We start from the raw sequence: 19718 nt of genomic DNA, 5'->3' as shown, positions 1-19718 counted from the left end.
AATCGGGACAGTGCACGCAACACGAGCGGGGTACGCCTATGGAACGCTGACGATGCAGAGGGACTAGTGATGGACGACGCCACCGTGCTCGAAGAACTACCGGTTGAGCAGCTGATCGAGATGATCAGGGAGAAGACTGGCGCTGGGGTCAACCTCTCCTTCCCGGGGAAGCTCCTCGCTCGCCAGCTGGGCCGCCGGGTGCGTCCTCGCAACCAGCGAACGGTGAAGTCGCTGAGCGCCGGTGACGAGCACGGGCGCTCACGAAACCTCCTGATCGAGGGCGACAACCTCCAGGCGCTCGCGTCGCTTTACCGCGAGCGGGGCCAGATCGACATGATCCTGACTGACCCGCCGTACAACACCGGCGGTGACTTCCGGTACAACGACAAGTGGGACAAGGACCCGAACGATCCCGAAATGGGCGAGTTCGTAGGCAGCGACGACCCCGCGAAGCACACCAAGTGGATGAAGTTCATGTACCCGCGTCTTCAGATGATGCGCGCCATGCTGAAGCCGTCAGGCGTGCTGGCGATTTGTATCGACAGCCGTGAGCTGTTCCACCTTGGACAGATGCTCGACGAGCTGTTTGGCGAAGAGAACCGCTTGGCTATCATCAACTGGCAGAAGACAGCCGCACCTCGTTCGGACAAGGACGGCGTCACCACGACGACCGAGTACGTGCTCGTCTACGCGCGTAACATCGCCAGAGCGAGGACCGCGTCCCTTGAACGGACGGACGCCGACAATCGGCGCTACGGGAATCCGGACAACGACTCGCGTGGACTCTGGCGCGAGAACAACCTCTCGGCCAGGACTTACAGCACATCTGGCGACTTCGGTATCCAGTCACCGTTTACCGGCGAGGTTTTCTACCCGCCCGGCGAGCGGGCCTGGGCGCATCCGAAGCGGAACATCAAGGAGTGGCTGAGCCAGTGGGGTTCGGCCTATGTCGAGAAGGCCCTCGGGGACGGCAAGGTGAAAGCTCTTGTCTTGAAAGATGGTTTCGCTCCGGATGCCGCGAAACGAGCTGAGGCGCGTCTGGCAGAGCCGGAATGGCCGTTCATCTGGTTCGGCCGCGACGGACAGGGTAGACCGCGCACCAAGACCTACCTGGAGCAGATCAAGAAGGGGAAGGTCCCCGTCACATACTGGGCTGATGACGATCTCGGTCTCCCCGTCGAGCTGGGCTCGACGTCGTGGGACTACGAAGAGTCGGGCCGTAGTGCTGATGGAGCGAGCGAACTCACGGCGATCGTCGGCCGAGGACACGGCTTCACCACCGTGAAGCCGCTGAAGCTGATGATGAAACTGATCCAGCTCTGGGTTCCCACCGACGGAACGGTGCTCGATCCGTTCGCCGGATCTGGAACCACCGGACACGCTGTACTGGCTCTGAACTCGGTATCCGGCGGTGATCGGCGGTTCATCCTCGTCGAGCAGGGGCGACCGGAGCGGGGCGACTCCTACGCCCGGGCGCTCACAGCGGACCGTTTGAAGCGCGTCGTAAACGGAAAGTGGGATAACGTCAAAGGGACCAGCCTGGGCAGCGGTTTCACATTCAAGACTCTTGAGAAGAAGGTCGACGCGCAGACACTCCTCCTCATGGAGCGGGACGAGATGATCGACACGGTCATCGCCTCGCATTCCAGCCTCGGCAGCCGCAGGGCGGCGGTACTCATCCCCGTGGTCGACGAAGACAACGAGCCGTACACCTACCTGGTGGCGAAGAACGCGGCCAACGAGGGGATCTTCCTCGTGTGGTCGGGTGCTGGCTCGAACACGGACCTGACTGAGGACGTCTACGAGGCGATCACCGAGGAGGCCGAGCGAGCCGAACTGGCTGACGTCTACCACGTCTACAGCCGCCGGAACCTCCTCGTGACCGATGACGTGATCTGGTACCAGATACCCGATCGGATTTTGTCCGACTTCGGGCTCGATGTCCGCACCGAGTCGTTCACCGAGGAGGGCTGATCATGGCGCTTGAACTTTTCCAGTTCCAGCAGGACGCGGCATCTCAGATCGCCGACCGTTACATCAAGTACAGCGATGAGCCGCTCAGCTTCGGTCGGGGCGCGAAGCGTCGAGAGGTGCCGTTCTACCAGGCGCTCTCCTCCATCACGGGCTCGGGCAAGACGGCCATCCTTGCCCAAGCGGTGAGCGAGATCGTCGCAATGTCAGAGGTGCCGCCGGTGATCCTCTGGCTGTCGAAGGGCAAGGTGGTGGTGCAGCAGAGCTACGCCAACCTCGCCGGGGGTGGAAAGTACGACCACCTGCTCACAGATGTCACGGTGCGGTTGCTCAGCGAGTATGACCCGGCGGACGTCGCCGATTCGAGCGAGGCACTGCTCTACTTCGCGACCGTCGGGACCTTCAACCAGAAGGACAAGGAAGAGAGCAATCTCAAGATCTACGCGCTCGATACCGACGAGATCGAGTCGACCCGTTGGGAGTCGCTCAAGACGCGCGAGACGGCCGACGGCACACGTCGCCCTCTCGTGGTGGTCTACGACGAGGCTCAGAACCTCAGCGATCAGCAGACGACCCTGCTGCTGGAGCAGCAGCCGTCGGTGTTCCTCCTGGCCAGCGCGACGCTACAGTTCCCGGCCCGGTTCGACACCGAGGTCATCCAGCAGCTCCGGACGCAGGCCGATTATCAGGACGAGGATCTGATCACCTCCGTCAAGTCTTCCACCGTGGTATCCTCGGGGCTCGTGAAGGGCATGATCTCGCTCGACGGGCTCAACGCACCGATGCAGGAGACGGTCTCTGAGCTGCTCGCCGACATGGAGGAGACTGAAGCGGCCGCGGGGGCGGAGAGACTGAGCTTCCGGCCGAAAGCGATCTACGTCTGCAACACGAACATCCTCGCCGACGATGCGGGGCAGACGGACGATCCCAAGCAGCCGTTCGACCAGCGGCAAGCACCGCCGATACTGATCTGGCGTTACCTCACCGAGCAATGCGGCGTCCCGGCCGACGAGGTGGCCGTCTACGCCGACCTCAAGACCGATCGTGATTTCCCGTTGCCGTCCGACTTTGTCCTCTTCAACGGCGGTGAGAGCGACTACGACGACTTCGTGGCGGGCGACTACCGTCACATCATCTTCAACAGGACCCTCCAGGAGGGTTGGGACGATCCGAGCGTCTACTTCGCCTACGTCGATAAGACGATGGAGTCGTCGATCCAGATCACTCAGGTTGTTGGCCGCGTGCTGCGTCAGCCGGGCGCGACGCACTACGAGTCTGACCGGCTGAACACAGCCCACTTCTACGTCCGCGTCGACCGCAACGACACGTTCACGCAGGTCGTCGAGGACGTCCGCAAGGGGCTCGGCGGAGATGCGCCCGAGGTTCGTATCCTCACATCGCCTCCTGGGTCGGAACTGCCAGCGAGCCTCGAAACCAAAGAGTCGCGATCCGTGCCACGCACGGCGATTGACAACGGCCCCACAGTCGAGCCGGTCTCAAAAGTTCTCGCGAAGGTTCACGACTACAGCCGGGATACCGTGAACACCCGCGGTGTCGGACGGCGCAGGACTGTGCAGCAGGCGATCGGCGCAGGAGAGGCGAAAGACTCGGAATGGGTCGACTTCGAGCAGTCGAATCGAGTGAACGCCCGCTGGGTGTTCCGCCGCGAGGTCGCCCGAAGGTACCGTCCGTCGCTCTCGATCATGGAGACTGACTCGCAGAAGTTCGACGCCAAAGTCGGCGTCGGCAGCACCGCTTACGCCAGCTTGACCGACTACGCCGCCGAAGCGGTCGACGAGTACCTCCGCCACGCTGTGGTGAAGCAGTTGAAACCGAAGCCGTACGAAATCGGCAGTACGCTAGCACGTCGCGGGTCGATGGAAACGTTCAAGAACGCTCTGCACGAGGGCTACGACGATCTGCGGCCGTTCGAGCTGAGGTTCGCCCGGGCACTCGACGAGACCGGCCTGCCGTGGGCGAGGAACCGCTCTCAGACGGGCTACAAGATCCCTCTCGTCTCCCTCGGGCAGACGGTGTGGTTCTTCCCCGACTTCCTGGTGTGGTCCGGCGACAGGGTGCTCTGCGTCGACACGAAGGGCAATCACCTGGTCGAGGGCGATGCTCGCCGGAAGCTCCTGTCGATCCAGCCGCACAAGGACGTCTCAACTACCGTCGAGGTGAAGTTCGTGACCGAGGGAACTTTCAAGGCGGACGGCACACCGGACGGCAAGGAGGGCTTCTCAGTGTGGGCGCTCGGCAGCGATCGATCCCTGCGAACCCAGGAGTTCGAGGACCTTGCCTCGGTCGCGAAGAGCTTCAAAGCCGGATAATAGGAGCATCTGCCAGCTCCCGAAAGGAGGAGAAGGATGTCGGACTCAGGTCGAAAGCGGCTCCCGCCGGTCGACGGAACGACGCGAGAGCTATACCTCTATTCAGGAAACCAGTGCGCCTTCACAGGCTGTACTGAGGTCTTGCTTCAGCCGGACGGGAACTGGAACTGCGAGGTCGCGCACATTTTCGGGGTCAAACAGGGCTCCGCGCGAGGAGATCACAACCTTACGAATGAGGAACTACGCGAATCGTCGAATCTCGTGCTCATGTGCCCTAACCATCACACCAAGATCGACAACAAGAAGTTGGAGTTGATCTACACCGTCGACGTGGTCCGAGGCATCAAAGCGCGACATGAGGCCAAGTTCAGGACGGCTCTTCTTGGGCTGGGACGCATCATCGACAGCACCGCAGGGCAGGTCGTCAAGCGCCCTGAGAACCTATGTGCGCTCGACGGCTTCTGCACCAACATGACCGAAGATGAAATTCGAGAGAATGTTCTGATGGCGACTCCCTTCGTTGATGCTCTACTCAAGCAACCAGCTGCTCTCCGCGATGTCATCTCTCTCGTCCTCGTCCACGGAAAAGCAGAGAACCACTGGGGTTCTACCAGAATCCGAGCCACGACAACGAGGATCGAGGCGGTTTCCTCATCAGTTACACCCGACGAACTGAAGCGCAGAGCGCTGTCTCTGGAACACGACGGACTTCTCTCGATCGAAGATGACGAAGGTCTTTGGTACTTCGTTCTGGTGGATCCGACTGCAGACAGCGTCGGCTGGGATCTCTTCGTGGCGATTGACGAACTCGCAGAGGGTGACGCCGACGTGATCCGACGAATTATCGATGACCTCGACTTCTCGGTGTTGGACGCCTGATGTTGACCACCGTGTGCGCCACGCGTTTGTTTACTACGCCGAGGAGGAACCTATGGGCCGTCGCGTCCTAACCGTATCGGAGCTGACCTTCCACCAGAAGTTCAAGCGGAACCCAGCAAGCTTCGCGCCCGCCGACCTCAATGGTGAAGACCTTCTGGACGTCTTCGAGACGTGGGCGAAGGGCTTGAATACCTCCGACACGCACAACGAGAAGCGGCAAACATGGGTGAGCGTCGCGGAAGTGGTGCGTTACGCGCCTCGCGTGATAATGCTCGACCTGCGGGTGGGCGCCTACGGCGAGCCCGGAGACCTCGTGGACATCAGCACCGGCGACCCTGTCGGCCAGATCGAGGACCACCAGGCGCCCACCGGAGAGAACCGGGCAATGCTGTTCGTGCCGGAGCGCGGAGAACGAACGCATTTTCTCTCCGAGGAGTCGTCGAGGGGTTCGGCGGGCGGACACATCTTGCGTCTGTTCAAGAAATACTTCAGTCGCTACACCGATCAGATCACCATGGAAGCCGCTCCGGTCACCGAAGGCGAGACGTGGCGGGAGGCGGCTAAACTCACAGAAGTGGAGGTGCGCGTTACGGGCAAGAGCGCGGACGTCGCGGACGGCCTGACAGTAAAGGTGGGGAGGGTGTCGCACGTCGCGCGGCCGGAAAAGCGTGGTGTCTTTCCGGGCAAGCTCCTCGGGGAACTGCACCGCACCAGCGTGGCGGCGGAGGTGGTTGCGGTAGACGAGTTGCCCGAGGATCACGACGTCTTCGTGACGATGCTGCGCAACGGGCGGACGAAGAAGTTCCAACTTGGCTCAGAGGGGGCACCCGCGATCCGCGAGGTGCTCAACGACTCCAACGAGGAGGCTCTCGACGTCGATAAGCTGGTGGAGACGTGCACAGAGAAGGTACGCGACCTGTCAGCACGGACCGGCGGCGAGTGGGATGTGGCATGGAGCAGACCGCCACAGCAAGGGGCGTGACGAGATGGGCAAGGCGTCTCTCTGGAGCGTGCCCACCGATCACTTCCGCACGCTCTACGACAACCGCACGGGACGTCCCGACTGGTCGGCCATCGTCTGGCAGATGGTCCTTCCTTTGGGCGCTGGCGTGGCCGCCTGGAAACTCGGGGCCAAGATGGGCGAGGTCAGTGCTGCCGTGTCGGGTATCTCAATTGTGGCCGGGCTGCTCTTCGCCATGGCCGTGTTCCTGTTCCAGCTGCGCGTCACTCTGGGCACGGACAAGAGGCTCGGGGAGGACGACTACGTACTCGTGGACGAATGCATGGCGAACACTCTGTGGGCCATCCTCTGGGGTCTTGCTCTAGCACTGTTCCTCGTCGTCGGTGACGCCGGGAAGTGGATCGGGGACGACCGGATAGGGTCCGTTCTGACAGGCGTGGCGGTTGCTGCGACGGTTCACTTCCTCGTCGTGATCGGCATGTGCCTCAAGCGGCTGCGCAGGGCCTACGAGCGCATCGCGATGCGTCGGATCTGACTCCGCCGCACGTGACCGTCATTGGTCTTCGCAGGCACACATCTCTAGTGTGATCGCCTCACAAGTCGCACCCTGTGCGCCCTCGACACGAATGGTCCCACGAAGACTTCTTCGATGATGTCGCCGACGCCTGCCGCCTGCAACGCAGCAGGGAATCCTCGGTGCTCCGACCAATCCTTCACGAAGATCTCCCCGGGAGCGGGCACATAGCCGTACTCAGAGAGATCGACGGAGAGCACCTCATCCTCACCGGTTTCGACGTCGATCTGAGCAAGTGCCGCTTGCTCCGCGTCGTGCTCGATGGAGCCGGTCACCGTGAACTGCGGATAGTGCACAGTCACACTCTCAACAATGGTCTTCCAAGCCATGGTGGTACCTCCAGCAGTGGTGCCTTATTCTTATGCCATGAGCGTGTGTGCTGTCGTGTGGTGTGACCGCACCTCAGTGGTGCGTGGCCTGTGCAAACGGTGCTACGCACGGTACAAACGCGGGCTCGGCCCTAACCAGACGCGTCAGTACACGACTCGAGAGACCAGGGAGCGGGTGCGCTACGAAGTAGCGGAGAGGCGAATAGCCGGTGAGAGCATCGCCGACATTGCTGCCTCGGTGGGCATCAACGAGTCGACGTTGGGCAAGTGGTTCAGAGAATGGGACGTACGGCCGGCAGCCGGCAAGTTCGGGCGGTCGCTGGCACCGAACCAATGGCGACCTTGGACTCGCGACGATGCTGTGGTTGCGTACACGCGCACAGACCTGTCGATCGCGGAACGTGCCGAGCTCCTGGGGCGGTCATACACTGCTGTGGCTGGGTTCGTTCGCGACTACCGGCAACGCTCGGGCGATCCATATGGCATAAAGTAGCAATGACGAATGGCGCCAACTCCGCTGCGAGAGTGAGGCCGGGGCTGAACTGAGTACAACGAAAGCGTTCCCCGAACCCAATTGGATGGATGCACACCTGGGAGGCGCTTTGTTATTCAGTCTGCTGTCGGTCGATCGTTGCTGTGCGCTTCTCGGCGCCGTCGAGGCAGAAGCCGGTGTGTCGGTCGATTAATACGAACAGTTTGCCGAGCTCATTGTCGCAGTTGGTGCAGTTGGCGATCATGCGCACTCACCTTCTGCCACCAAGAACCCCACGGTTACGTCGATTCGGCGTGGCTCCAAATTGGCTTGGTCTGGGGTCGAGTCCGAGAGTTTCTGTGGCGTCTGCCTCTAGAACACAGGAAACGCGGCACCCTTAGAGTTCGTGTCGTTGTCATGAGTTTCCGTGGGATTCCGCTACATGTAAAAATTTGAGATCCGAGTTCATGGCGGTCGAGACGGCTCGCGTCGATGCGGCGAAAAAAATAGAAAAATACGGTGTTGATTTTGTGCCTGGGGCATAGGATTGTTCAACTCCCGGGACGGGCGCCTGCGCCAAATGCGGGGCCCAGAATGATACGTACTCACAAGGATTCTGAGCCCCAACTGCCGACGACGAATCACACGGTAAGCACAACCTTTCCAGTAGTCTCCCGACCCTCAAGCGCTCGGTGCGCGTCCGCGGCATCAGCCAGCGGGAACGTGGCACCCACGCGGAAGTTCAGCCACCCGTGCTCGATGCCGTTAAACAGCATGGAGGAGCGCTTCGCCAGCTCCTCCGACGACCGCACGAACCAAGCCAGCGACGGACGGGAAAGGAAGATTCCGCCCGATGCGTTGAGTCGCTGGATGTCGAACGGAGGCACCTGACCCGAGGCTCCGCCGAAGAGCACCATTGAACCCAGCGGCTTGAGCGATGCGAGCGAGGCATCGAAGGTGGTCTTGCCTACCCCGTCGTAGGCGACCTCGACGCCCTCGCCGTCGGTGAGTTCCTTGACCTCCGCTGTGATGTCGGCGCCTTCGCCGTAGAGGAACACCTCGTCGGCTCCGGCCTTGCGAGCCAGCTCAGCCTTCTCCTCGGTGCTTACGGTCGAGATGACATTGCCGCCCAGGTGCTTGATGATCTGGGTGAGCAGGAGCCCGACTCCGCCGGCACCGGCATGGACCAGAGCAGTGTGGCCGGGCTTGATCTCATGTGAACTCGTGGCCAGGTACTGGGCGGTCAGACCCTGCAGCGGCATCGCGGCGGCGACCTCGGTGCTCACGCCCTCGGGCACACGCAACAGGTTATCGGTCTTGACGACGACCTGGGTCGCGTACGAACCCGGGCCCTCGTGCCAGGCGACGCGATCGCCGACGGACCAGCTCGCCACACCTTCGCCCACCTCGGCGATGTGACCGGTGCCCTCGGAGCCGACGATGTGCGGGTAGCTCATGGGATACGTGCCCGAGCGACGATACGTGTCGATGAAGTTCACGCCCGCGGCCGCGACGTCAACGAGGACCTCACCAGGACCGGGCCGAGGGGTGTCGACCTCATTGAACTCGAGAACCTCGGGTCCACCTGCTCGCATCGCCTGAATAGCCTGGGTCATCACGCCTCCTGCATATAATTTAATGTGCTGGTATAGTTATACATATGAATGATCTTACGGTTGCCGTCTCCGGTGCCACCGGATACGCCGGGGGAGAGGTCCTCCGGTTGCTGAGCACTCACCCTCATCTCAACGTCACCACGGTGTGCGGACATTCCTCCGTGGGCGAGACGCTCGGCCGACATCAACCCCATCTTGCCCGATATTCCGATTTCGTGGTCAAGGAGTCCACCGCCGAGGTGCTCGCCGGCCACGATGTCGTCATCCTCGCCCTCCCGCACGGTCAGTCCGGGACGATAGCGGCCGAGCTCGAACAGTCGGGCCCCGAGACGCTCATCGTCGACCTCGCCGCCGACCACCGCCTCATCAGCGCCGCCGCCTGGGAGAAGTTCTACGGCTCGACCCACCAGGGCACCTGGACCTACGGTCTGCCCGAGCTGCTCACCGCCGACGGCATGAAGCAGCGCGAAGCACTCAAGGACGCGAATCGCATCGCCGTGCCCGGCTGCAATGTCACTGCCGTGACTCTCGGGCTCGCTCCGCTCATCCAGGCCGGTCTCGCCGCTCCTGCTGGACTCAACGCGGTTCTGGCCAATGGCGTCTCCGGAGCCGGTAAGGCACTCAAACCGCACCTGACCGCGGCCGAGGTCCTCGGAGATGCCTCTCCATATGGCACGGGCGGCACCCACCGGCACGTGCCCGAGATCGAACAGAACCTCAACGGAGCCCTCGGTGCCGCCGCCGCAGAGGGCCCGACCCGGATCTCCTTCACCCCGACGCTCGTGCCCATGGCCCGCGGAATCCTCGCCACCATCACGGCCGACGCGGGGGAGTCCGCACGCCGAACCGCCGAGGGCTTCCTCGACGCTGTGGCACTCAAGGACCAGCTAGCACAGGCTTTCGAACAGGCCTACGCAGACGAACCCTTCGTCCACGTCCTGCCCGAGGGCCAGTGGCCGCGCACCTCCTCGACGACCGGATCGAACCTCGCGCACATCCAGTTCACCGTCGACGAACGGGCAGGCAAGATCCTGATTGTCGTGGCCCTGGACAATCTGGTCCGTGGCACTGCCGGCCAGGCACTGCAGTCCATCCACCTTGCCCTCGGCCTCGACGAGACCACCGCACTTCCCCTTGAAGGAGTCGCACCATGAGCGTGACCGCACCACTCGGCTTCACAGCCGCCGGCCTGACCGCCGGACTCAAACCCAGCGGGACCAAAGACCTCTCGCTCGTCATCAACACCGGCCCCGACACTGCCGTCGCCGCCGTCTACACTTCGAACCGCTGCAAGGCCAACCCCGTCCTGTGGTCCCAGAAGGTATCCGCGAACGGTCAGGCCCGCGCCGTCGTCCTCAACTCCGGGGGAGCCAACTGCTACACCGGCGACTTCGGGTATGAGACGACCACGCTGACGGCCCAGACCACTGCCGATCTCCTCACCGAGGCCGGCACTGCAACAGCGACCGAAGACGTTCTCGTCTGCTCGACCGGACTCATCGGCGTCGGCGGCCAGGATTTCCGCGACACCATCATCGACCACCTCCCGCCACTCGTGGCAGCAGCCGAGGACACGGTGACCGGTGGCGAGCACGCCGCCGAAGCGATCATGACCACCGACACCGTCGCCAAGACCGCCACCCGCGAAGGCAGCAGCGGGTACACGATCGGCGGCATGGCCAAGGGCGCAGGAATGCTCGCCCCGGGCCTGGCCACCATGCTCGTCGTCATCACCACCGACGCGAAGGTCGACCAGGCCGTGCTCGATCAGGCTCTGCGGGCCTCGACGAGTCAGAGCTTCGATCGCCTCGACACCGACGGGTGTATGTCGACGAATGACACCGTCATCCTCATGTCCTCCGGCGCCCACGACGCGGCAGTCGATACAGATGAGTTCACGAACCTGCTGCGCGAACTCTGCCTCGACCTCATGCACCAGCTCCACGTCGACGCCGAAGGCGCCCACCACGACATCGCCATCACCACGCAGGGTGCGGCCAGTGAAGCCGAGGCCGTCGAGGTCTCCCGCTCCGTGTCACGTTCGGCCCTGTTCAAGGCAGCGATCTTCGGTCAGGATCCGAACTGGGGACGTGTTGTTGCCCAGGTGGGAACCACCTCGGCGACCTTCGACCCCACGGCCATCGACGTGATCATCAACGGCACCGAGGTGTGCCGGGCCTCTGGCCCCTATGAGGACCCAGAGAAGGTCGAATTCGGGCGCAACGTCGACGTCGTCATCGACCTCCACGCAGGAGATCACACCGCCACGGTCTGGACCTCGGACCTCACCCACGATTACGTCGAAGAGAACAGCGCCTACTCCACATGAGCAACCCACACGACATGTCCACGAAGTCAACGGCCGCCCGGCTCGCCGCCGCCCAGGTCAAGGCCGAGGCCCTGACCGAGGCGCTGCCGTGGATCAAGACCTTCGCCGGTGCCACGATCGTCATCAAGTACGGCGGCAACGCGATGATCTCCCCGGAGCTGCAGCAGTCCTTCGCCGATGACATCGCGTTCTTGCGCTTCGCGGGCATCCGACCAGTCGTCGTCCACGGCGGCGGACCCCAGATCACGAAGATGCTGGCTCGCTTGGGTATTCAAAGCGAGTTCAAGGCCGGACAGAGAGTCACCAGCGAAGAAGCGGCCGAGGTCATCCGCATGGTCCTCTCCGGCCAGGTCAACCGCGACATCGTCTCCCGCATCAACCAGAACGGCAACGCCGCGATCGGGCTCTCCGGTGAGGACGCGGACCTGCTGTTGGCCAACAAGACCCACGCCGAGGTGGACGGTGAAGTCATCGACCTCGGCCGGGTGGGCGAGATCGCCGAAGTCAACACCACAGTGCTCACCGAGCTCCTCGATGCCGGACGGGTGCCCGTCATCTGCTCGATCGCCTCGGAGATCGACGGTGAAGCAGGCAAGCCGCTGAACATCAACGCCGACCTCGCCGCCTCCGCCGTCGCGAAAGCCTTGCGTGCCGACAAGCTGATCATGCTCACCGATGTGCCAGGCCTCTACGCCAACTGGCCCGACACCTCGAGCCTGATCTCGCGCATAGGACCGAAGAAGCTGCGCGAACTGCTGCCCAGCCTCGACGCCGGCATGATCCCGAAGATGACCGCGGCACTCGAGGCCATCGAGCACGGGGTGCAGCAGGCCCACATCATCGACGGCCGCATGGCGCACTCGCTTCTCCTCGAGGTCTTCACCTCCGAGGGCATCGGCACCATGGTCGAAGACACCGTCGTCGAACCCGCACCACTGGGTGACGGGCACAAGGGTGAGGGACACGAGACAAGCACGGAGGAGACGAACGATGAATGAGACAAACGCTGTGACAGACCAGGCGCAGACCTGGCGCGATGACTTCTCCAGGGTCCTCTCACCGGTCTTCGGCTCACCCCAGCTCGACCTCGTCCGCGGAGCGGGCGTGCACGCGTGGGACGCCTCGGGCAAGGAATACCTCGACCTGCTGGCCGGCATTGCCGTCAACGCGCTCGGTCACTGCCACCCCGCTTGGGTCAAGGCCATCACCGAGCAGGCGTCGACCCTGGGCCACATTTCGAACTTCTTCACCTCACCACCGCAGATCGCGCTCGCTGAAAAACTTCACGAGGTCCTCGACCTGCCCAGCGGTTCGGCCGTGTTCTTCTCGAACTCCGGCGCCGAAGCCAATGAGGCCGCCTTCAAGATGGCCCGCCGCGCTGGGGGTGGATCACGCCCGATCATCATCGCCATCGAGGGTGCCTTCCACGGCCGGACCATGGGCGCGCTCGCGCTGACGGCCAAGGCCGCCTACCGCGAACCCTTCGCACCCGGAGTGCCCGGCGTCGTCCATATTCCCTACGGGGACGCCGACGCGCTCGCCGCCGCCATCAACGACACCACTGCCGCCGTCTTCATCGAACCCGTACAGGGCGAGGTCGGAGTCCGGCAGCACCCGGCCGGCTATCTCACCAAGGTCCGTGAGCTCACCCGAGAGGCAGGGGCCCTCCTCGTCCTCGACGAGGTCCAGTCCGGTGTGGCCAGGACCGGATCGTGGTTCGCCTACCAGAACCCGGAGATCGGCGAAGGCGTCGTCCCGGACATCATCACCTCGGCGAAGGGCCTGGGCGGAGGCATGCCGATCGGGGCCACCATCACCGTCGGCGATGCCAACACCAAACTCCTCGAGGCCGGACAGCACGGGACCACCTTCGGCGGAAACCCCATCGCCTGCGCGGCCGGACTGGCCGTCCTCGAAACCATCGATGCCGAGAACCTACTCGACCACACCCGCGACACTGGAGCCTGGCTGAGCGAACAGCTGCTGACCATCGACGGAATCGAGAAGGTCACCGGCACCGGACTGCTACTGGGCCTCGAACTGGCCGAGGGCCTCGATGAGAAGGCGATCGCCGCCCGCGCTCTCGAGGCCGGGTTCATCATCAACCCCGTCGCACCCGGACGCCTGCGCCTGGCACCACCGCTGATCATCACGAAAGACGATCTCGCACCGTTCCTGACCGCCCTGCCCGGACTGCTGCACGGCTGAACACGTTCGCCGCCCACCTAGCGGCCACCTCGGCGAACGGGCCATCGACCCACACAGCCCGGTTGCCCCACACAGACTGACAAAGGACACACCATGACACGGCATTTCCTCAAGGACACCGACCTCACCCCGGCAGAGCTGGCCGAGGTTCTCGACCTCGCGGTTGAGCTCAAGGCCGCCCCGTACTCGCGCACCCCGCTGGCCGGACCGCAGACCGCGGCAGTCATCTTCGACAAGACTTCAACGAGGACCCGGGTGTCCTTCGCCGCCGGGATCGCGGCGCTCGGCGGGCAGCCGCTCATCATCAACCCCGGTGAGGCGCAGCTGGGACATAAGGAATCCATCGCCGACACCGCCCAGGTGTTGTCGCGCATGGTCTCGGCCATCGTCTGGCGCACCTACGCCCAAGCCGGCCTCGAAGAGATGGCCCAGAACTCCAACGTCCCTGTCATCAACTCGCTGTCCGATGACTATCATCCCTGCCAGATCCTGGCCGACCTGCTCACGATCCGCGAACACCGCGGCGACGTCGCCGGTCAGACCATGACCTACTACGGCGATGGGGCCAACAACATGGCCAACTCCTACGTCCTCGGCGGAGTCAATGCCGGCATGCACGTGCGCATCGCCGCCCCCGCCGACTACCAGCCAGCCGAGGCCATCATCGCCGAGGCGAACGAACTCGCCCAGACCACCGGCGGATCCGTCACGGTCACCGACGACCCCGTGGTTGCCGCCCAGGGCGCCGATGTCCTCGTCACCGACACCTGGGTGTCCATGGGACAGGACGCCGCCGGCCGTGACGACGAAGCCTCACCCTTCGTGAAATACCAGGTCACGTCCGAGCTCATGGCGCTCGGCAACGACCCGATCTTCCTCCACTGCCTGCCGGCCTACCGGGGCAAAGAGGTCAGCGCCGAGGTCATCGACGGACCCGCCTCGGCGGTCTTCGACGAAGCCGAGAACAGACTCCACGCACAGAAGGCACTCATGACATTCCTGCTGGAGAAGCGATGAGCGAGAACACCACTCCGCCGAGGAACGCCGCGCCACCGGCGAACTCCGCACCCCTGACGAAGACGGCCCGGCAGCAGAAGATCATCGATCTCATCACCCGCAAATCCGTGCATTCCCAGATCGACCTGGCCGAGAACCTGGCAACGATGGGCATCACCGTCACCCAGGCGACACTCTCACGCGACCTCGCCGAGGTGGGGGCTGTGAAGATCCGGTCCACCGCCGGATCCGTTTACGCCGTCCCCGGTGAGGGAGGGGACCGGAGCCTGCAGCAATCGACCGGTGACAGCCTGGATGCGAAGCTGCCCCGGCTGCTCGAAGAGCTCCTCGTCTCCGCGGCGGCACAGGACAATACAGTGGTCCTGCGTACTCCACCCGGAGCCGCCCAGTATTTGGCGTCGGCGATCGACCGCTCCTCGATGACCGGGATCTTTGGCACAATCGCAGGAGACGATACTGTTCTCGTCATCGCGATGTCCTCCGTCGGGGGACAGGCACTGGCCGAGACATTCCTCGAATATGCTGCCGGAAACGCCGCCGAGAGCTGATACACCCGATACACGTATGACTGATACACACGGGCCTGGAACACACAGCCAGACCTGAGATACACGCAGACCCGGCCGACCGGGAACTGGAACACCGAACCGATGGATTCAAACCGGCAGCGTGGAAGCGCCGACGGTGGGGAAGGACCTTTTGTGAGCGAACGACTGAGCCTATGGGGCGGACGATTCTCGGACGGCCCGGCCGATGCACTGGCCGCGCTGAGCAAGTCGACGGACTTCGACTGGCGCCTGGCCCACTACGACATCGCCGGTTCGAAGGCCCACGCAAAGGTGCTGCACCGCTCGGGTCTGCTGGGCGACGATGAGCTGCAGGGCATGACCGAGGCGCTTGACGAACTCGGCCGCCGCGTCGAAACCGGCGAATACGTCGCCGCAGAATCGGATGAAGACGTCCACTCCTCACTCGAGCGCGGACTCATCGAGATCGCCGGACCCGACCTGGGCGGAAAACTGCGTGCCGGCCGGTCCCGCAACGACCAGATCGCGACCCTGGGACGCATGTACCTGCGCGATCACGCTCGTGACCTGGCCAGCCTGGTCCTCGACGCCGTCGACGTCCTCATCGCCCAGGCTGAAGAGCACCCCGAAGCGCCGATGCCCGGTCGCACCCACCTGCAGCACGCACAGCCTGTGCTCCTGGCGCACCACCTGTTGGCCCACGCATGGCCCTTGCTGCGTGACGTCGCCCGGTTCGTCGACTTCGATGAGCGTGCCGGCATCTCCGCCTACGGTTCGGGTGCCCTGGCCGGATCGTCGCTGGGTCTCGACCCACAGGCTGTGGCCGCAGATCTGGGCTTCAACGACTCGGCAGAGAACTCGATCGACGGCACCGCAGGTCGCGACGTCTTTGCCGAATACCTCTTCATCACCACGATGATCGGCATCAACCTCTCCCGTCTTTCCGAAGAGGTCATCGCCTGGGCGACCAAGGAGTTCTCCTTCGTCACCCTCCACGATGCGTACTCGACGGGCTCGTCGATCATGCCGCAGAAGAAGAACCCCGACGTCGCCGAGCTGACCCGTGGCAAATCAGGACGCCTCATCGGTGACCTCACCGGGCTGCTCTCCACGCTCAAGGCACTGCCCCTGGCCTACAACCGCGACTTGCAGGAAGACAAGGAACCGGTCTTCGATGCCACCGACACCCTCGAACTTCTGCTCCCGGCCTTCACCGGCATGGTCGCCACGCTGAAGTTCAACACCGAACGCATGGCCTACCTGGCACCGCGCGGATTCGCCCTGGCCACCGACATCGCCGAATGGCTCGTCCGTAAGGGCGTGCCCTTCCGCATCGCCCACGAGCTCTCCGGAGAATGCGTGCAGCTGGCTGAGTCGAAGGATGCCGAGCTGTGGGATCTCACGGACGAAGAGTTCGCGGGCATCTCCGAGGACCTGACGCCAGACGTCCGCGAAGTGCTCACCACGCTCGGGTCGATCGACTCGCGTTCGTCCAAAGGTGGAACGGCTCGGTCGGCTGTGGACCAGCAGGTGGCTAACGCCAAGGCCGAGGTGGCGAAGCTGCGCGAGTTCGCGGAGTCCGCGCGCAGCGTGTGAGCGTACTTCTTTACGAAGAAGCACGAATTCAGGGACACTGTCGAGCATTGCGTACAACTTGTACAAGTTGTACGCTGGTGTTATGAGTTCAGTGACGTTATCCCAGTTCCGCAATCAGCAGAGTAACTACATTGCCGCTGCGCAGCGCGAGCCCGTCGAGATCACCTCGCGCGGGGCGGGTCGTCGTGCCGTCGTCGTGTCTCCGGATTTCTATGACCGTGCTCTGCAGGCATTGGAGGATCAGGCTGATATTCGATCTGCCGCTGCGGCGCGTGATGAGTCCGAACGAGTCACTCACGAGGACCTCGTCCGAGAGATTGGCATCTGAGCTTCCTCGATGGGCTACTCGATCACTTACGTCTCATCGGCGGCGAAGACGCTGCGCAAGCTCGATCAGCCTGTAGCGCGGAGGTTGCTGGCGGCGATCGGTCAATTGGCCGAGGATCCTCGTCCACAGGGGAGTATTCAGCTCAAGGGCGGTGACGGGGAACTTCGGATTCGGGTCGGCGATTACAGGATCATCTACGACGTATACGACGGAGAACTTCTCGTACTGGTGTTGCGCGTCGGGCATCGACGTGAAGTGTATCGCTGAAAAAGATTCCGGTGCGCCCAGGTGTGCCGGTGCGCCCAGGTGTGAGGGACTAGCTCAGAACACCCCTTAGAATTGACTTCGTCGGCTTCTCGCCGACACTTCATACACATCTGAAAGGACCGAAGTGACCGACATCTTCAGTGAACTCAAGGCCCGTGGCCTCGTCTCGGTTTCAACCGACGAAGCCGCCCTGCAGAAGGCTCTCAATGAGGAATCGCTGACCTATTATGTCGGTTTCGATCCCACCGCGCCCAGCCTGCACATGGGCAACCTGGTCCAGCTGATCACCGCCGCGCGTCTGCAGAAGGCAGGACATAACCCCCTGGCCCTCGTCGGCGGAGCAACCGGGCTCATCGGTGACCCCCGCATGTCGGGAGAGCGCACGCTCAACCCGCGCGAGGTCGTCGAGGAATGGTTGGAAAAGATCCGAGCCCAGGTCGAGAAGTTCCTCGACTTCAGCGGCCCGAACGCCGCCCAGGTCGTGAACAACTATGAGTGGACCTCCGAGATGTCGGCCATCGATTTCCTCCGCGACATCGGCAAGCACTTCCCGATGAACCGGATGCTGGCCAAGGAATCGGTCTCGGCTCGCCTCAACAGCGAAGCAGGAATCTCATTCACCGAGTTCTCGTACCAGGTGCTGCAGGGCAACGACTACCTCGAACTCCACCGCCGCTACGGCTGCTCCCTGCAGACCGGTGGCTCCGACCAGTGGGGCAACCTGACCTCGGGCGTTGATCTCATCCGTCGCGTCGAACAGCACAGTGTCCATGCCCTGGCCACACCGCTGATCACCAAGGCCGACGGCACCAAGTTCGGCAAGACCGAGTCCGGCACCGTGTGGTTGGACGAGAGCCTGACCAGCCCATACGCGTTCAGCCAGTTCTGGCTCAATGCTGATGACCGCGACGTCGTGAAGTACCTCAAGGTGTTCTCCTTCCGGTCCCTCGAGGAGATTGGGGAGATCGAGGCCGAGTTCACCGCGGCACCACACACCCGTCTGGCACAGAAGGTGCTGGCCGAGGACGTGACGACTTTGGTCCACGGCAAGGAGAAGTACGAGCAGGCGATCGCAGCGGCCTCTGCCCTGTTCGGTGGGGGAGAGCTTGCCAGCCTCGACGCCTCCACTCTGGGGGCTGCGACATCCGAGCTGCCTCGAGGCGATGTCAGCTCGACGCAGTTGGCTGAGGGCGTGCCCGTTGTCGATGCCTTCGTGACTGCCGGCATCGTGAAGTCCAAGGGTGAGGCACGTCGAGCCATCAAGGACGGCGGCGCCTACGTCAACAACGTCAAGGTCACCGGTGACGACCAGACACTGACCCCTGCCGAGGTGCTCCCCACCGAAGGCGGAGGAGTGATCCTCCTGCGTCGGGGAAAGAAGACCCTGGGGGCAGTTGACATCATCAGCTGAGCTGCGTGACTGCCGCCGACACCGTGTCCTTGATCGATTCGAGGGCACGGTGTCGTCGTATTCACCATCGACACATTGAAAGCACCGGAGACGACGGTGAGCTGCAATGTACAAGCGAACTGCTTGTTATCGTCGATGACAAGCCATTCACTTGTATCGGTACTCGGGCTGGCGGGTTGAGACTTCGGTAGTTCGAAGCTCTGGGGGATGTCATTCGTGAGATATCTGGACAGCCTCATGGCATCAGCGCGGGCAGTGACCGAGACTGGAAAGAGAACATCGTCGAAACGAGGAGAACATGCGCACGCTGCTCAACATCATCTGGTTCATCTTCAGCGGACTGTGGCTGGCACTCGGCTACTACCTCGCCGGCATCATCTGCTGCATCCTCATCGTCACCATCCCCTGGGGAATCGCCTCCTTCCGGATCGGCAACTATGCTCTCTGGCCCTTCGGCCGTGAGGTCATCGAAACCAGGCCGGCAGGTATTGCAACGACGTTGGGCAACATCATCTGGGTGATCGTCGCCGGCATCTGGCTGGCCATCGGGCACGTGGTGACCTCGATCCCGCTCTTCGTCTCGATCATCGGCATTCCCCTGGGGTGGGCGAACATCAAACTCATCCCCGTGTCTCTCATGCCATTGGGCAAGCAGATCGTCGACAGCGACTCCCTCATGCCGGGCTACCGCGGAGCCTGATCGTCGGCGCACTGTCTTGTGGGCCTCGCGCAGCCCTCGATCCCCGGTATTCCGGGGGACGAGGCTGTCGCATCGTGCCTGGTGACGGGCGTCACGCTGAGTTTTCCGGTTTCGAGTTGCACGAGCGTCACGGCCTGGTCTAGAGTTGTATCTCGTTGCCCCGCAGAAAACGAACTCTTCGAGAACAGTTTTCACCCGGTATG

General features: G+C 63.0%; 20 protein-coding genes. 17 read left to right on the top strand and 3 right to left on the bottom strand.

The genetic code is table 11. The features are described from left to right. Positions 1-69: 69 nt before the first annotated feature. The 5 genes from HX613_RS12535 to HX613_RS12515 are packed head-to-tail and all read left to right on the top strand — an operon-like array spanning position 70 to position 6676. Complete coding sequence (locus tag HX613_RS12535) at positions 70-1974, top strand: site-specific DNA-methyltransferase (protein WP_235345641.1); 1905 nt, start codon at positions 70-72, stop codon at positions 1972-1974. A gap of 2 nt (positions 1975-1976) precedes the next feature. Then, on the top strand, positions 1977-4301 hold the full coding sequence (locus HX613_RS12530; RefSeq protein WP_235345640.1) for a DEAD/DEAH box helicase family protein: 2325 nt from the start codon (positions 1977-1979) through the stop codon (positions 4299-4301). A 36-nt stretch (positions 4302-4337) separates the two neighbouring features. Next, complete coding sequence (locus tag HX613_RS12525; RefSeq protein WP_235345639.1) at positions 4338-5180, top strand: HNH endonuclease signature motif containing protein; 843 nt, start codon at positions 4338-4340, stop codon at positions 5178-5180. A 52-nt stretch (positions 5181-5232) separates the two neighbouring features. Further along, on the top strand, positions 5233-6162 hold the full coding sequence (locus HX613_RS12520) for a hypothetical protein (RefSeq protein WP_235345638.1): 930 nt from the start codon (positions 5233-5235) through the stop codon (positions 6160-6162). Positions 6163-6166: 4 nt separating this feature from the next. Continuing rightward, positions 6167-6676 carry a hypothetical protein gene (locus tag HX613_RS12515; protein ID WP_235345637.1) on the top strand — a complete coding sequence of 170 codons (510 nt, stop codon included), beginning with the start codon at positions 6167-6169 and terminating at the stop codon, positions 6674-6676. A 44-nt stretch (positions 6677-6720) separates the two neighbouring features. Here HX613_RS12515 and HX613_RS12510 read toward each other — a convergent pair whose 3' ends face one another. Further along, positions 6721-7044, bottom strand: coding sequence for a hypothetical protein (locus HX613_RS12510; protein ID WP_235345636.1), 324 nt, complete (start codon positions 7042-7044; stop codon positions 6721-6723). A 37-nt stretch (positions 7045-7081) separates the two neighbouring features. Between HX613_RS12510 and HX613_RS12505 the strand changes: the two genes are divergently transcribed. Further along, positions 7082-7537: a helix-turn-helix domain-containing protein gene (locus HX613_RS12505; protein WP_235345635.1), complete on the top strand. Its 456-nt coding sequence runs from the start codon at positions 7082-7084 to the stop codon at positions 7535-7537. A 112-nt stretch (positions 7538-7649) separates the two neighbouring features. On the opposite strand, the gene HX613_RS22220 is transcribed toward HX613_RS12505, so the two are convergent. Both HX613_RS22220 and HX613_RS12500 read right to left on the bottom strand, forming a co-directional pair. After that, positions 7650-7781: a hypothetical protein gene (locus HX613_RS22220; RefSeq protein ID WP_268826841.1), complete on the bottom strand. Its 132-nt coding sequence runs from the start codon at positions 7779-7781 to the stop codon at positions 7650-7652. A gap of 376 nt (positions 7782-8157) precedes the next feature. Beyond that, positions 8158-9132: a quinone oxidoreductase family protein gene (locus HX613_RS12500; RefSeq protein ID WP_235345634.1), complete on the bottom strand. Its 975-nt coding sequence runs from the start codon at positions 9130-9132 to the stop codon at positions 8158-8160. Positions 9133-9176: 44 nt separating this feature from the next. Here HX613_RS12500 and argC point away from each other — a divergent pair, with 44 nt between their 5' ends. The 11 genes from argC to HX613_RS12445 all read left to right on the top strand — a co-directional run bounded on the left by argC (position 9177) and on the right by HX613_RS12445 (position 19515). Then, positions 9177-10286, top strand: coding sequence for an N-acetyl-gamma-glutamyl-phosphate reductase (argC, locus tag HX613_RS12495; protein ID WP_235345633.1), 1110 nt, complete (start codon positions 9177-9179; stop codon positions 10284-10286). Beyond that, entirely contained in the window at positions 10283-11461 is a 1179-nt protein-coding gene (gene argJ, locus HX613_RS12490; RefSeq protein WP_235345632.1) for a bifunctional glutamate N-acetyltransferase/amino-acid acetyltransferase ArgJ, read from the top strand. The genes argC and argJ overlap by 4 nt, the downstream gene beginning before the upstream one ends. Further along, positions 11458-12459 carry an acetylglutamate kinase gene (gene argB, locus HX613_RS12485; RefSeq protein ID WP_235345631.1) on the top strand — a complete coding sequence of 334 codons (1002 nt, stop codon included), beginning with the start codon at positions 11458-11460 and terminating at the stop codon, positions 12457-12459. Before argJ ends, argB begins: the two co-directional genes overlap by 4 nt. After that, positions 12452-13669: an acetylornithine transaminase gene (locus HX613_RS12480; protein WP_235345630.1), complete on the top strand. Its 1218-nt coding sequence runs from the start codon at positions 12452-12454 to the stop codon at positions 13667-13669. The genes argB and HX613_RS12480 overlap by 8 nt, the downstream gene beginning before the upstream one ends. Before the next feature lie 93 nt (positions 13670-13762). Then, positions 13763-14686 (top strand): ornithine carbamoyltransferase, encoded by a 924-nt coding sequence (gene argF, locus HX613_RS12475; protein WP_235345629.1) that lies wholly within the window; start codon positions 13763-13765, stop codon positions 14684-14686. Then, the gene (locus HX613_RS12470; RefSeq protein WP_235345628.1) at positions 14683-15234 is read left to right on the top strand and encodes an arginine repressor; all 552 of its coding nucleotides are present in this window, start codon (positions 14683-14685) and stop codon (positions 15232-15234) included. Before argF ends, HX613_RS12470 begins: the two co-directional genes overlap by 4 nt. 102 nt (positions 15235-15336) lie before the next feature. Next, positions 15337-16809: an argininosuccinate lyase gene (gene argH, locus HX613_RS12465; RefSeq protein WP_235345627.1), complete on the top strand. Its 1473-nt coding sequence runs from the start codon at positions 15337-15339 to the stop codon at positions 16807-16809. A gap of 82 nt (positions 16810-16891) precedes the next feature. After that, entirely contained in the window at positions 16892-17137 is a 246-nt protein-coding gene (locus tag HX613_RS12460) for a type II toxin-antitoxin system prevent-host-death family antitoxin (RefSeq protein ID WP_235345626.1), read from the top strand. Positions 17138-17146: 9 nt separating this feature from the next. After that, entirely contained in the window at positions 17147-17404 is a 258-nt protein-coding gene (locus HX613_RS12455; RefSeq protein WP_235345625.1) for a type II toxin-antitoxin system RelE family toxin, read from the top strand. Positions 17405-17528: 124 nt separating this feature from the next. Further along, complete coding sequence (gene tyrS / locus HX613_RS12450) at positions 17529-18815, top strand: tyrosine--tRNA ligase (RefSeq protein WP_235345624.1); 1287 nt, start codon at positions 17529-17531, stop codon at positions 18813-18815. A gap of 298 nt (positions 18816-19113) precedes the next feature. Continuing rightward, positions 19114-19515, top strand: coding sequence for a YccF domain-containing protein (locus tag HX613_RS12445; RefSeq protein ID WP_235345623.1), 402 nt, complete (start codon positions 19114-19116; stop codon positions 19513-19515). The last annotated feature ends 203 nt before the right edge of the window (positions 19516-19718 follow it).

Origin of the sequence: Brevibacterium sp. UCMA 11754, from assembly GCF_021532275.1 — a bacterium.
Classification (GTDB): domain Bacteria; phylum Actinomycetota; class Actinomycetes; order Actinomycetales; family Brevibacteriaceae; genus Brevibacterium.
This window is presented reverse-complemented; position numbering and strand designations above follow the sequence as displayed.

What these genes read in the sequence shown, in the direction of transcription:
- HX613_RS12535 (WP_235345641.1), top strand. Translation starts at nt 70, where the DNA reads ATGGACGACGCCACCGTGCTCGAAGAACTACCGGTTGAGCAGCTGATC.
- HX613_RS12530 (WP_235345640.1), top strand. Translation starts at nt 1,977, where the DNA reads ATGGCGCTTGAACTTTTCCAGTTCCAGCAGGACGCGGCATCTCAGATC.
- HX613_RS12525 (WP_235345639.1), top strand. Translation starts at nt 4,338, where the DNA reads ATGTCGGACTCAGGTCGAAAGCGGCTCCCGCCGGTCGACGGAACGACG.
- HX613_RS12520 (WP_235345638.1), top strand. Translation starts at nt 5,233, where the DNA reads ATGGGCCGTCGCGTCCTAACCGTATCGGAGCTGACCTTCCACCAGAAG.
- HX613_RS12515 (WP_235345637.1), top strand. Translation starts at nt 6,167, where the DNA reads ATGGGCAAGGCGTCTCTCTGGAGCGTGCCCACCGATCACTTCCGCACG.
- HX613_RS12510 (WP_235345636.1), bottom strand. Translation starts at nt 7,044, where the DNA reads ATGGCTTGGAAGACCATTGTTGAGAGTGTGACTGTGCACTATCCGCAG.
- HX613_RS12505 (WP_235345635.1), top strand. Translation starts at nt 7,082, where the DNA reads ATGAGCGTGTGTGCTGTCGTGTGGTGTGACCGCACCTCAGTGGTGCGT.
- HX613_RS22220 (WP_268826841.1), bottom strand. Translation starts at nt 7,781, where the DNA reads ATGATCGCCAACTGCACCAACTGCGACAATGAGCTCGGCAAACTGTTC.
- HX613_RS12500 (WP_235345634.1), bottom strand. Translation starts at nt 9,132, where the DNA reads ATGACCCAGGCTATTCAGGCGATGCGAGCAGGTGGACCCGAGGTTCTC.
- argC (WP_235345633.1), top strand. Translation starts at nt 9,177, where the DNA reads ATGAATGATCTTACGGTTGCCGTCTCCGGTGCCACCGGATACGCCGGG.
- argJ (WP_235345632.1), top strand. Translation starts at nt 10,283, where the DNA reads ATGAGCGTGACCGCACCACTCGGCTTCACAGCCGCCGGCCTGACCGCC.
- argB (WP_235345631.1), top strand. Translation starts at nt 11,458, where the DNA reads ATGAGCAACCCACACGACATGTCCACGAAGTCAACGGCCGCCCGGCTC.
- HX613_RS12480 (WP_235345630.1), top strand. Translation starts at nt 12,452, where the DNA reads ATGAATGAGACAAACGCTGTGACAGACCAGGCGCAGACCTGGCGCGAT.
- argF (WP_235345629.1), top strand. Translation starts at nt 13,763, where the DNA reads ATGACACGGCATTTCCTCAAGGACACCGACCTCACCCCGGCAGAGCTG.
- HX613_RS12470 (WP_235345628.1), top strand. Translation starts at nt 14,683, where the DNA reads ATGAGCGAGAACACCACTCCGCCGAGGAACGCCGCGCCACCGGCGAAC.
- argH (WP_235345627.1), top strand. Translation starts at nt 15,337, where the DNA reads ATGGATTCAAACCGGCAGCGTGGAAGCGCCGACGGTGGGGAAGGACCT.
- HX613_RS12460 (WP_235345626.1), top strand. Translation starts at nt 16,892, where the DNA reads ATGAGTTCAGTGACGTTATCCCAGTTCCGCAATCAGCAGAGTAACTAC.
- HX613_RS12455 (WP_235345625.1), top strand. Translation starts at nt 17,147, where the DNA reads ATGGGCTACTCGATCACTTACGTCTCATCGGCGGCGAAGACGCTGCGC.
- HX613_RS12445 (WP_235345623.1), top strand. Translation starts at nt 19,114, where the DNA reads ATGCGCACGCTGCTCAACATCATCTGGTTCATCTTCAGCGGACTGTGG.